The following is an 11638-nucleotide window of genomic DNA, read 5'->3' as shown; positions in this document are numbered from 1 at the left end:
GCCGGCACAGCTCCAGCAATGACTTGTCGCCGGTCGAGTATGAAAAGCAGTATTTCAAGCGGCTCGCGAGTGTCTAGGAAACTCGTGGCGATTCAATATTTCAGAGCCAAATTAGCAGAGAAAGTCGGAATGTGTAAAATATATTTGGGCTAAAAGCCAGTATTAATGCGGGTTGTAAGAGTTTTCGACAAAATCTTATGTCTGCGATGAAGCGTTGTGTTCATTAGATCTACATACTCATAATCCGTTGGTGCCGTGTTCGACTCACGGGAGGCCTACCAATTAAACCAATGCCGACTTTGGCAGCCTGGTTTTTCCGCAAAAGCAAAACTGCAGTGAACTCCCGATCGAAAGCTGCCATGAAACGCACCCTGACCTCAACAGTCCTCCTGACGTTGGCCGCTATTACGGTTCCAAATGCTTTGGCGCAACATGCCCAGATCAAGCCGGGGTTGTGGCAAGTCGACATCAGGACCGTCAGTGAGACGCAAGGCGGTGCGCTTGGGGATGGTATTCAACAGTTGGTAGACAGCCTGATGAGCCCCGAGGCGCGTAAAGAAATGGCGGAGGCAAAGGCGCAGCTTGCTGCCAAAGGCGTGGAAATCACGGGTAACGGCATGGGCATGCGCACCAAAGAGTGCATTACAAAAGAGCAGATTGCCAGATTCGACGTTCTCGGCCAGGAAGCACCGGAGTCTTGTTCAGTGCAAAAATCGCCACGACCTGACGGGGTGGATGTCCGCATGGCGTGCGCTGCTCCGGAGATGGTCATGACCATGGATATGCGCTTGACGTACCGCGGCGAGAAAGCCTTTGACATCGAATCGGTGACGACGACGCCTGGTATCGACGGCCAGTCCATGACGCTCAAGGGCAGCGGCTCGGGCAATTGGCTGAGTAGCGACTGCGGCGACGTCAAGCCAAGATCAGTGAGCCAATAGGGCGCACGGACGACCGGGGCACGCGAAATAGTCGATAGCTGACCATTTTCGGTCTGGCGGGCATGGCGCGTGGCGAGGCCGGCTCTGGCTTGGGCCTTTCCATTGATCGCATATTGCAGCTCGGCAGCGCACGTCTGCGCGACAACCTGGTTGCAACGATCGACAAGTTCACCACGGAGGTCGGCCTGACCGGCTACGCCACGTATGTGATCGACGATGGCGCGCCGATCGGCTATCGGCTCGCCGCCAGCCATCCGGAGCGCATCAGCGCCATCGTGGTCCAGAATGGCAACGCCTGTGACGAGGGCCAGGTCAGCCGCTGAGCCGGCGCGTCCGGGGCAGGCGGCCGATCGCGATCATGCATAATGGCGGCCATCGACCACACCTCCCAGGAAGGCGCGCATGACCGGCAACGCCAGAGCAGAGCAGCAAATCACCGTCAACGACATCGAGGTCGGCGTGCGCGTCTACGAAGCGCTGGCGCACCAAGCAGGATCGCGCCAGGGCGCGCCGATCGGCTGCAAGGACTTGCTGACGCTGGCGCGCTCGCTGCACCCGAAGGACGCGGTGCTCGGCCGGGCGGTCCCGATCGGCATCGGCATGAAGCTGCGCTTCGTCGACGACTTCTGCGCCGCCCATGCCTACCCCAGGCTGTCGAGTCTCGCGGTCGACCAGGAAAGCATGCTGCCGGTTAAGGGTTACGACGGCGATTGGGAGGCCGACCGGCGCGCCGCCGCCGCATTCGACTGGTCGGGCGCCGACGCGCAGCTGCCGGCGTTCGCCAGCGCGCGGCGCGCCGCCGTGCCGGCCCGCCTGAAGCCGCGCAAGGAGCGTCCGGCCGACGTGTCCTGGTATGCCTATTTCTGCTCGCATCGCAAGGAATGCGCGTGGATCGGCTCGGAAGACAAGCAGGAAATCATCAACCTGATCATGGCGGGCCTGGATCCGGAGAGCGCGCTCAAGCGTGTCCAGGCCGCGAAGGCCGAATCCGGCGCTGATTTGTCGGCGTCGGCGTCGGATTCGCCGGCGCCGCCATGAACCCCGGCCGGCCGCGCCGGCTTTATTGCTCTACCGGCTTGGCCACCTCTTTCGCGATGCCCTCAGCCTCTTCCTGCGCCCGCTTCGCCGCCGCCTGCGGCGTCAGCGGCGCCTCCACCGACGGCTCTTCGTCATGCTCGGCCGGCGGCACGGCGTCCACGTGCGGCCTGATCAGATCCAGCCGCACCGCGTACCGTACCCCTTTGCGATAGGCGTTGGCCGCGATCTGCCCCGCATCGTTGATGGCGCGGGGATCGCGGATGTCCCACCCCGCGGCTGGATTGATCAGCGCGTTCAGGCTCTGCATCTTCTTGCCGCGCCAGATGAAGCCGGACAGGTGATCGCTGATGCCGACGACGTGGCCGCGGTTGTTGATGCCGGTGCCTTCGCTCGAGCGTTCCACGGTGGGGGGGCGGCCGTCGATGTCGATCAGGCGCCCGCGGCTGTACAGGAAGGCGACCCGGTTGCGGAAGAAGGTCGGCACCCCGGCATAGCCGGTGGCCTGGCCGCGGTCGTTGATGGACCGCGCACCGTTGGGCGTCCAGCCAAAGTCGCCCAGGTCGCGCATCCTGCCCTTGGTCCAGATGAAGGAACGCAACGGCTGGTCGGGGAAGGTCAGCGGCCCGGATTCGCCGGCGATCTGGTTCTTGTTGTTGAGGGAAGCGGCGAAGGTGATCGGGTACGTGCCCGGGAAATCGTTGGGCAGGTCGCCGATATCCGTCAGCGCGCCGTTGGGCGCGCGCAGGAAGCTGCTGATGCCTTCATTGGGGGGCGTATCGGACACGAAGGCGGTGATGTAGCCGGCATTGTTGATGTCGCGCCAGGTGGTGGGCCTGCCGCCGATGACGCCGATATCGCGCAGCCTGGCGCAGTCGTAGACGAAGCCGCGCTGCTGGCCGCCGCTGGTGGTCCACTGGCCCAGCACCTGGCCCTTGTCGTTGATGGCGACGGCGACGCTGGCCGTGCCTCTCAAGGTGCCCAGGTCGACCAGGCCCTTGCCGCGATTGAGGAAGGCATGATTGGCCGTCGGGGAATAGGGATAGGAGCCGACTACCACGCCGGCGTTGTTGATGTCGGCGGCGGAGCTGTTGGCCGGCCCCACCACCGTGACCTTGTATTCGGGGTAGGCCGAGGCCGCGCCAGCCAGGGTGAACGACATCAGTACCAGCGACAGCCGATGATGCAGATGCATGACGATCTCCTTCGGTAACAGGACAACTGCTGGGGGACTTCTACTGCGCAATGGGCCGCGCCACCTCGCGTTCCTGGGCCTGGGCCTCGGCCTTGGCCAGCGCCGCCTCCAGCGCCGGCGACGCCTGGAAGGTCAGCAGCTCGGCCCGGGCCTCGGGTTCCAGCGCCGGCGCCGCGTCGACGTGGGGACGTATCAGGTCCAGGCGCACCGCGTAGCGCACGCCGTTGCGGACGGCGACGGCCGCGATCTGGCCGGCGTCATTGATGGCGACCGGGTTGTCGATATCCCAGCCCGATGCCGGGTCGATCAGCGCGTTGATGCTTTCCATGCGCTTGCCGCGCCAGATGAAGCCCGACAGGTGGTCGCTGGTGCCGACCACGTGGCCGCGGTTGTTGATGCCGGCGCCGGCGCTGAACCTGTATGCGGTCGCCGGGCGATCGTCGATGCCGACCATGCGCCCGTGGCGGTACAGGAAGGCGACGCTGTCGCGCGGTCCGGCCGGCAGATAGGCCTGGCCGGTGATCTGGCCCCGGTCGTTGATGTCGATGCCGAGATTGGGCGTGGAGCCCAGGTCGCCCAGGTCGCGGATCACGCCGCGGCGCCAGATAAAAGCGCGGTAACCCGGCTCCGGGGAATTGAAGCGCCCGGACCGTCCGGTGATCTGGTTGCGGTTGTTGAGCGCGGCGGGAACGGTTTCCGGCGCGCCGTTGCCGTCCCAGGCAATCGCGCCCAGGTGGGTGAAGGCGCCGTTCGGCGCGCGCAGGTAGCCGCGCGTTTCACCGGTGGCCGGATCGCGGCCGGAGGCGGTGATGTAGCCGGCATCGTTGATGTCGCTGTAGCCGGTGACCTTGCCGGGAATGGTACCGATGTCGCGCGCCCTGCCGCAGGCGTAGATGAAGCCGCGCTGGCTCCCGTCGGCGCTGCGCCAGTTGCCGACCACTTCGCCGCGCGCGTTGATGCCGGTGGCCGAACTCCACACGCCCTTCAGGGCGCCCAGGTCGACCAGGCCCTTGCCGCGGTTGAGGAAGGCGCGCCGCCGGTCGCCACCCACGGGATAGTCGCCGACCACCACGCCGGCGTTGTTGATGCCATGGACCCAGCTGTTGGCCGGGCCGACCACCGTCACCCGGTACTCGGGGTAGGCGCTGGCGGCGCCGGCCATGCTGAACGACAGCAGGGCGAGCGACAGGCGATGAAGCATGTACATGACGATCTCCTCGATGGGTGAGCGTGGCGCCGCCGGGGCGGCGTCGGTCATTGCGCGACCGGCTGCACGGCGGTCAGCGCGCCAGCGCCGGTGAACTGGCAGGCGCCACGGTGACGCCGGCGTGGTCGATGGCGGCGCCGTCGCTGGTCAGGGGCGCGATCGGGCTCACCGTGTATTCGATCCAGGGATTGGCCGCGCTTGCCATGCCGGCTGCCGCGGCAGGCATGATCATTGGCAGGAAGTTTCTCTTCCACATGAATATTTTCCTTGATAAACAAGGGCTTGCGTCTGATTGGCGAGCACGTCGATCAAGGTACGCCGTCACCGGGCGATGGATTTGGCGCCGCACAAGCCGGGCTGGTGAGCGCCGCGGCGCATGCCGAATCGATCAGCATGCATGGTGAATGGATTGGCGCGAAGAATGGAAAGCTGGTCGGGGGCGGCGCCTGCGTGGCGTAACAACGCCGGTAAGCACGAACCTGCGAATTTGGTTATGTGGAAATTAGTTTTACGTGATCGACAAGGCGCGCCCCGACGACATGCTGATCGGGATGAGCCACTTCTTCCGCGACCGCGAAGCCGTCGACCCGCTCGCGCGCGACACCATCCCCGAGCTGTTCAAGGAACCGCAGCGACGGCTGCGGGCAATCGAAAGCAGCCCTTATCCCACGGCCAGCCGCAGTTCGCCAGTGCGATCGAGCACATAGTGATCAAGATCGCGCGCCAGCAGCAGGTGACCGCCATACTGCGCGCGCGCCTCCTCCTCGAGCAGCGCCAGCGGCAGCGGGCCGCCATCCTGGTAGCGCGGACTGAAATGCGTCAGCACCAGGTTGCGCACGCCGGCCCCTTCGGCAAACCGGCCAACCCGCATGGCCGAGCTGTGCTGCGGGCCCGGGCCGATCTTCTGCAGCACTTCCTCGGTGTAGGTCGCCTCGTGCACCAGCACGTCGGCGCCGTGCGCGCTGGCGGCCAGCAGATCCGGGCTGTCGTTGTCGCCGGCTACCACGATGCGGCGCGCACGCCGCGGCGGCAGCAGGTAATCAAGCGCCGTGATGGCGCGGCCGTCCGGCAAGACCACGTCGCGCCCCTGCTGGATCTCGCCCCACAGCGCCGACGAGGGAACCGCATCGGCGCGCAGTTTCTCGGTATCGAGCCGGCGTTCGATCGCGGTCTCGGTAAAGCCATAGGCCCAGGACGGGATGCGGTGCGACAGCGCGGTGGCGTCGACCTCAAATTCATCCAGCAGCGGCCCATGCGCCAGCTCGTCGGGAGTGCGCCAGGCGAGGGGAAACGGCAGCTCCAATTCGCTGGCCCGCATGATGCATTCGATCATGGGCCGCAGCGGCGGCGGGCCGACGATCGTCAGCGGTTCGCTGCGGCCCAGCAGGCCGGCGCTGGCCAGGAGGCCAGGCAGGCCATAGCAGTGGTCGCCGTGCATATGGGTGATGAACACGGCGCGCAGGCTCATTACCGACAGCGGCGTGCGCAGGACGCGGTGCTGGGTGCCTTCGGCGCAGTCGACCAGCACCCACGAGCGCGCGCCGCGCAGGCGCAGCGCCAGGCCGGACATATTGCGTTGCCGGGTCGGCGTGCCGGACGACGTGCCGAGAAAGATCAGTTCCATGCATGCTGTTGGAGTGGGGATGCTTCATTATCCGGCAACACGGCCCTGGCCGGCGCGCAGCCAGAACTCGGGATGCAGGGCAGTGTCATACGGGACGGGAGCGCCGCCGATGACGCGGCCATGCCCGCTTTTGAGCGAGGAGAACGACATGCGCACGAGCTTCGTTGCCGCCGCGTCCGCGGCCGGCGTGGTCGCATTGCTGGGTTCATCGCCGCCCGCAGCAGCCGATCCGGCCGCGCCGGCGCTGCAAGAGATGCAGGTGCCGGTGGCCGGCATCAGCTGTTCGCGCGTCGGGCCGCCACCGCGGCGGGTTACGCCCAGCGCCGAAGTGATCGGCTCGATCGACGGCGTCTACCGGCTGTCCAACGGCCAGAAGCTCGGGATCGCCGCCAGCGGCCAGCAGGTGGTGGCCGACTTCGGCCGCCGGCACCAGATCCCGCTGGTGGCGACCGCGCCCGAGCGCTTCGAATCGCGCGACGGCCTGGTGTGGGTGCGCTACGAGGCCGACGCAGACATCGAGCGCATCGTGGTCAGCTATCCGGCCGATGCGCGCGGCCGCTACGTCGATGCCTGCTAGCGCCGTTTGACGTGTCAGCGCGCCGCTGTCGCGTTGTATGTAATTAATATTATTACAAAATCGGCGGCAAAATGAAATTTTCTAACGTCCCGGCTGGGATTCCTTGACCGGCAAGGTCTTCGGCGGCAGCTTGAGCGTCGGCAGATACCACCACATATAGGTGCTCACGCAGGCGCCGATCACGACCATCGAGATCAGGATCGCGACGCTGTCGAAATGGCGCGTCGACCACGCCATCGAACCCCACAGCATCACGGTGGCGACGATCTTGCCTTTCAGCGGAATGCCGTGCCCGGCCTCGAAGTTCGCGAGATACTTGCCGAATACGGGGTGCGCCAGCAGCCAGCGGTGCAGGCGTACGGACCCGCGCGCGAAACAGGCCGAGGCCAGCAGCAGGAAGGGCGTGGTCGGCAGCAGCGGCAGGAAGATGCCGAGGATGCCCAGCAGGACGGCCAGTACCCCGGCCACGTTATAGAACAGTTTCATACCCGTCACTCTAGCACCCGGCGCCGCGAAAGGAGCGGCCGTTCGAGGACGGCGCTGTCAAGGCCAGGGATGCGCGCCGATATTCGGCTCCGCCAGCGCCGGCACCACCGGCGCGACATGGCGCGGCAGGTAGATGGTCACCGTGGTGCCGGCGCCCGGCGTGCTGTCGAGCCGGATCTGGCCGCCGCTCTGGCGCACGAAGCCGTGCGCCATCGACAGCCCGAGTCCCGTGCCCTTGCCCTCGGGCTTGGTGGTGAAGAAGGGCTCGAAGGCGTGCTCCATCACTTCCGGCGGCATGCCGTGGCCGTCGTCGGCGACGGAGATCACGACGTAGTCGCCGGGCGCCGGTTCGCCTTCGAGCTGGCTGGCGCCGGCGCCCACCGTCAGGTTGGCCAGCCGCAGCGCGATGCGTCCGTTGCCTTCCATCGCGTCGCGCGCATTGATCACCAGGTTCAATAGCACGTGTTCGAGCTGGTTCGGGTCGACCAGGGTCGGCCACAGATCAGGCGCAGCGCTGCGCTCGAGCACGATGTCGTCGCCGGCGGCGCGTTGCAGCAGGCTGTCGCTGCGCTCGAGCAGCTGGGCCACGTCGACCACGCTCGGATGCAGCGGCTGGCGGCGCGCGAAGGCGAGCAGCTGGCCGACCAGCTTCGCGCCGCGCTCCACCGCGTCGAGCACGTTGTGCAGGCGCTTGCGGCTGGGCGGGCCTTCGGCGCGCAGCATCAGCTGCACGTTGGCGCTGATGATGTGCAGGATGTTGTTGAAGTCGTGCGCCACGCCGCCGGTGAGCTTGCCGACCGCTTCCAGTTTCTGGGCCCGGGCCAGGGCCTGGCGCGCTTCATCCAGGCGCTGCTGGCGCTGCAGCTCGCGCGCCTCGGCTTCGCGGCGCGGCGTGATGTCGCGCACGAACACGGTGGCGCCCGCGCCGTCGCCCGGCGGCAGCAGGGCCACCGCCAGCTCCACCGGCACCCGCCGGCCGCTGGCGTGCAGCACCTCGGTCTCGGTCGGCGGGCCCGCCAGGGCGCCGGCAACCGCGCCGGCGCCGCCGCGCGCGAGGGCGTCGAAGGCGGTGCGGAAGGCGACGCGCTTTTCCTCCGGCAGCAGCAGCTCGGCCGGGCTGCCGATCGCATGCGCGGCGTCCATGCCGAAGATGTGCGTGGCCTGCGCATTCCAGTCGGTGATGCGGCCCTCGCGGTCGACGGCGACGAAGCCGTCGTAGGCGGTTTCGAGGATCGTCCTGAAGCGGCGCTGGTCGGCCGCGATGCGGCCGTGCGATTCGCGCAGCTCGAACGTCATCGCCTGCGCCAGCTGCAGCGCGCGGCGGCGCGAGCCGGCCAGCAGCCACACCACCAGGCTCACGAGAAAGCCCAGCACGACCCCGGTGACGGCCACCATCTGCGGGCGGTCGTGGTCCAGCGTGGCCTCGAGGCTGGCGCTGGACGCCATCCGCACGGTCCAGGTGCGGCCGGCCATCGTCATGCGGGTGACGGTGGCAAAGCGCGGCGCCGCGGCGCGGCCGGCGCCGGGCGAGCGGTACAGCAGCGCGCCCGGGGCCATGTGGTCGCCGTCGTAGATCTCGACGTCGAGCTGGGGCGCGGTGATGCCGCCCACGCCGCGCAACAGGTCGTTCATGCGGAACGGGGCGTAGACCCAGCCCACCAGCGCCGCGCGGCGCTCCTCGACGGTGTCGACGTCGCGCCCGCTGCGGTACACCGGCAGGTACATCAGGAAGCCCGCATCGAGGCTGGCGCCGCCTTCCTGCACCAGCACCACCTTGCCGCTGAGCGCGGCCTGGCCGCTGTCGCGCGCCGCCGCCATCGCCGCGCGCCGCACCGGCTCGCTGTACATGTCGTAGCCGAAGGCGCGCAGGTTGCGCGCATTGAACGGCTGGATGTGCGAAATGGCCGTGCGCGGCTGGCCGTCGGCCCCCGGGTGGACCCGGTAGTCGGGAAAGCCCTCGGCGCGCACCCGGGCCTCGTGGGCGGCGAGGGCGCCGGGCGGGATCGCGGCGGCGATCGCCAGCGCCTCCAGGCCGGGGAACGACTGCTCCAGGCGCAGCACCTCGTAATAGTCGGCGAACTCGGCCCGGCTCAGGTCGACCGAGCCGCGCAGGTAGCCGCGCACGCCGCGCAGCACCTGCTCGTAGACCAGCAGCCGGCGTCCGATGGCGTAGTCCATGTCGCGCGTGCGGTAGTCGAAGGCTTCACGCAGCTGGGCCTCGGCGCTGCGCTGGGCGCTGGACCAGGCGGCGAAGGTGACCAGCAGGGTCAGCGCGAACACCAGCAGCGCCATCAGCAATGGCGCGTGGCCGGCATGGAACGGCGGCGTAGGTTCTGGCGTAGGGGTGGCGGTCTGCTGCATGTCCTTGCGCGTGGCAGCCGGGGCGGCGGGGTTGATCGGAGAGACCGGACTACGTAGCATACGCATCCTTGGATTGATGAGGCGCACGCGACTTTGCGCCTTTGTCAATGAAGTTTGTCAATCGGGCACAAGAGATGCTCTTGGTTAAATGAAACATTCTAATCTGAAATACCCTTCTCGCGAGAGCGGAAGCGCGCAATGAGTGCCGCCTTGTCGTCCTTGTTGAAACGCCATTGGCCGCTGACCGTGCTGGCCGGCCTGTGCGGCCTGGCGCTGCTGCTGGGTATGCTGGCGCCATTGCGGGGCGGCAGCCATGAACTGCTGCTGGCCTTTCCGACCGCGGGTGGCGGAGAGCTGGCGCTGCCGTCGGAGATCCGGCTGACGCGCGGCGTGCGTGACGTGCTGCTGCTGCGCAACGACGGCAGGGCGCCCGTGGTGTTCGGCCCGCTCAAGGTCGGCCCGGGGCGCGAACTGCGCCTGCCGTTCGGCGAGGCCGGCCTGTATCTCTATGCCTGTCCGCCGGTCGCCGGCAAGATGGTGCGGGTGCGGGTGGTGGACGCGCCCGGCCCCGGCTGGGGCCGGCTTCGCTGGCGCCTGGACGATCTGCGCCAGTGGGTGCGCTACCTGCCGCTGAGGTCCCCAGAAGACTAGGAAACCATGCCGGGAGGTCGTGAATCGGGCCCCCGCCGGGCGCAATCGTACACCCGCGATGGCCCCGATTCTGTCATCATGGAACCCATGTCGACGATTTCCATGCCACTGTTCCCGCTCAGTACGGTGCTGTTTCCGGACGGGGTGTTGCCGCTGCAGGTGTTCGAGGTGCGCTATCTCGACATGATCAGCCGCTGCATCCTCGACGGCACACCGTTCGGCGTGGTGCTGCTGACGCATGGGCAAGAGGTGCGCCGGCCCGATGCCGAGCAGGAGCGCTTCGTGGCCGCCGGCACCATCGCCTCGGTCACCGAGACCACCACCGAGACGCCCGGCCTGCTGCAGGTGCTGTGCCGCGGCGGCGCGCGCTTTTCCGTCGTCACCGCCGAGCAGCACGTCAACGGCTTGTGGATGGCCGAGGCGCAACTGGTCGACGACGACAGCAGCGTGAACATCCCGTCCGAGCTGCAGGGCGCCTCCGACGCGCTCGACCGGGTATTGAATTCGCTGCACGACGTTCCCCAGCACCGCTGGCCGGTGCAGCCGCCGTTCCGGCTCGACGACTGCGGCTGGGTGGCCAACCGCTGGTGCGAGCTGCTGCCGCTGCCCAACCAGCAAAAGCATCATATGCTGATGCTCGATAACCCCGTGATCCGGCTCGAATTACTGCATGACGTGCTGGATGAACATGGCTTGATCACGTCGTAGCCAACAGCGCAGGGGCCCGGCATGACATTTTCTGACGATCTTCTCATCGGGTACATCAACGGCGAACTCGCCGAACCGGCGCGGTTGGCGGTCGAACGGGCCATGCGCGCCGATCCGGTGCTGGCGGCGCGCATCGCCCACCACCGGGCCGAGCTGCAGCTCAAGGGCCATACCCGCAACGGACGCATCGGCGTCTCGGCCAACGGCCACGACGGCAACCATGGCCAGCGCGCCGCGCCGCCCTGCGGCGCCAAGGTGGTGCAGCTCAACAGCCTGCGCCCCGGACGCACGGTGCCGCCGCCACAAATTGCCTACAGTAACTGGTGCAAGCGCCACTGGGTGGCGGTCGGCGCCGCGCTGCTGACGGGCGCCGCCGTGGGCGCCTTCGGCTGGCACAGCCTGGCGCGGGCGCCTGGCCTGGCCACGCTCGACCACGTCGACGGCGTCCTGGTGGCGCGCGGGCCGCTGGTGGCGGCGCTGGATGGCCAGCTGGCCAGCCCCGGCCCGTCCGATAGCGGGGTGCGCATCGGCGTCACCTTCGTCGCGAAGGATGGCGGCTATTGCCGCAGCTTCGTGGTCGACACCACCGCCGGCCTGGCCTGCCTGAAGAACGGGCGCTGGACCATTCCGGTGCTGGCCCAGGATGGCGGCGGGGCCGCCTGGGTCGACGGCAGCCAGCCGCCGCCCGTCGTGCGCGAGGCGATCGACGCGCGCATCGCCGGCGCCGTGCTCGATCCGGTGGCCGAACGCACGGCCCAGCAACGCGGCTGGACGCGGTGATAAGGCCCACCGCGAAAGCCGGTCCACGCCGCCGCGCGGCGCGGTTTGCTTGCTTGTGCGTATCTTTTGATAA

General features: G+C 67.7%; 15 protein-coding genes. 9 read left to right on the top strand and 6 right to left on the bottom strand.

The annotated features are described in order from the left end of the window. The first annotated feature begins 359 nt into the window (after positions 1-359). From ABIB38_RS17235 to ABIB38_RS17225, 3 genes are all read left to right on the top strand, one after another. Positions 360-941, top strand: a complete 582-nt coding sequence (locus tag ABIB38_RS17235; protein ID WP_429205673.1) for a DUF3617 domain-containing protein — start codon at positions 360-362, stop codon at positions 939-941. A 62-nt stretch (positions 942-1003) separates the two neighbouring features. Continuing rightward, the gene (locus ABIB38_RS17230) at positions 1004-1264 is read left to right on the top strand and encodes a hypothetical protein (protein WP_429205671.1); all 261 of its coding nucleotides are present in this window, start codon (positions 1004-1006) and stop codon (positions 1262-1264) included. 79 nt (positions 1265-1343) lie between these two features. Continuing rightward, positions 1344-1979 (top strand): hypothetical protein, encoded by a 636-nt coding sequence (locus tag ABIB38_RS17225; RefSeq protein ID WP_429205670.1) that lies wholly within the window; start codon positions 1344-1346, stop codon positions 1977-1979. 22 nt (positions 1980-2001) lie between these two features. Here the strand turns inward: ABIB38_RS17225 and ABIB38_RS17220 are convergent, their stop codons facing one another. The 3 genes from ABIB38_RS17220 to ABIB38_RS17210 form a co-directional block, all read right to left on the bottom strand. Next, a complete protein-coding gene (locus ABIB38_RS17220) occupies positions 2002-3171 on the bottom strand; it encodes an HAF repeat-containing protein (protein ID WP_429205669.1) in 1170 nt (389 codons plus the stop codon). 40 nt (positions 3172-3211) lie between these two features. Further along, on the bottom strand, positions 3212-4378 hold the full coding sequence (locus tag ABIB38_RS17215) for an HAF repeat-containing protein (protein WP_429205667.1): 1167 nt from the start codon (positions 4376-4378) through the stop codon (positions 3212-3214). Positions 4379-4451: 73 nt separating this feature from the next. Further along, positions 4452-4634 carry a hypothetical protein gene (locus tag ABIB38_RS17210; RefSeq protein ID WP_429205666.1) on the bottom strand — a complete coding sequence of 61 codons (183 nt, stop codon included), beginning with the start codon at positions 4632-4634 and terminating at the stop codon, positions 4452-4454. Positions 4635-4645: 11 nt separating this feature from the next. Between ABIB38_RS17210 and ABIB38_RS17205 the strand changes: the two genes are divergently transcribed. After that, positions 4646-4837: a hypothetical protein gene (locus ABIB38_RS17205; RefSeq protein WP_429205664.1), complete on the top strand. Its 192-nt coding sequence runs from the start codon at positions 4646-4648 to the stop codon at positions 4835-4837. Between the two features lie 53 nt (positions 4838-4890). Continuing rightward, complete coding sequence (locus ABIB38_RS17200) at positions 4891-5085, top strand: hypothetical protein (protein ID WP_429205662.1); 195 nt, start codon at positions 4891-4893, stop codon at positions 5083-5085. Here the strand turns inward: ABIB38_RS17200 and ABIB38_RS17195 are convergent. Next, the gene (locus ABIB38_RS17195; protein ID WP_429205660.1) at positions 5040-6002 is read right to left on the bottom strand and encodes an MBL fold metallo-hydrolase; all 963 of its coding nucleotides are present in this window, start codon (positions 6000-6002) and stop codon (positions 5040-5042) included. The genes ABIB38_RS17200 and ABIB38_RS17195 overlap by 46 nt on opposite strands. Positions 6003-6150: 148 nt before the next feature. Between ABIB38_RS17195 and ABIB38_RS17190 the strand changes: the two genes are divergently transcribed. After that, entirely contained in the window at positions 6151-6579 is a 429-nt protein-coding gene (locus ABIB38_RS17190) for a hypothetical protein (protein WP_429205659.1), read from the top strand. An 81-nt stretch (positions 6580-6660) separates the two neighbouring features. Here ABIB38_RS17190 and ABIB38_RS17185 read toward each other — a convergent pair whose 3' ends face one another. Together ABIB38_RS17185 and ABIB38_RS17180 are read right to left on the bottom strand one after the other, a co-directional pair. Then, on the bottom strand, positions 6661-7065 hold the full coding sequence (locus tag ABIB38_RS17185; RefSeq protein WP_429205657.1) for a YbaN family protein: 405 nt from the start codon (positions 7063-7065) through the stop codon (positions 6661-6663). Between the two features lie 57 nt (positions 7066-7122). Then, positions 7123-9486, bottom strand: a complete 2364-nt coding sequence (locus ABIB38_RS17180; RefSeq protein ID WP_429205656.1) for a CHASE domain-containing protein — start codon at positions 9484-9486, stop codon at positions 7123-7125. 138 nt (positions 9487-9624) lie between these two features. Here ABIB38_RS17180 and ABIB38_RS17175 point away from each other — a divergent pair, with 138 nt between their 5' ends. The 3 genes from ABIB38_RS17175 (at position 9625) to ABIB38_RS17165 (ending at position 11565) form a co-directional block, all read left to right on the top strand. Then, positions 9625-10077, top strand: a complete 453-nt coding sequence (locus ABIB38_RS17175; RefSeq protein ID WP_429205654.1) for a hypothetical protein — start codon at positions 9625-9627, stop codon at positions 10075-10077. An 87-nt stretch (positions 10078-10164) separates the two neighbouring features. After that, positions 10165-10785: an LON peptidase substrate-binding domain-containing protein gene (locus tag ABIB38_RS17170; protein ID WP_429205652.1), complete on the top strand. Its 621-nt coding sequence runs from the start codon at positions 10165-10167 to the stop codon at positions 10783-10785. Between the two features lie 21 nt (positions 10786-10806). After that, on the top strand, positions 10807-11565 hold the full coding sequence (locus tag ABIB38_RS17165) for a hypothetical protein (protein WP_429205650.1): 759 nt from the start codon (positions 10807-10809) through the stop codon (positions 11563-11565). The last annotated feature ends 73 nt before the right edge of the window (positions 11566-11638 follow it).

The organism is Massilia sp. UYP11 (assembly GCF_050434805.1).
Lineage (GTDB): Bacteria > Pseudomonadota > Gammaproteobacteria > Burkholderiales > Burkholderiaceae_D > Telluria.
This window is presented reverse-complemented; position numbering and strand designations above follow the sequence as displayed.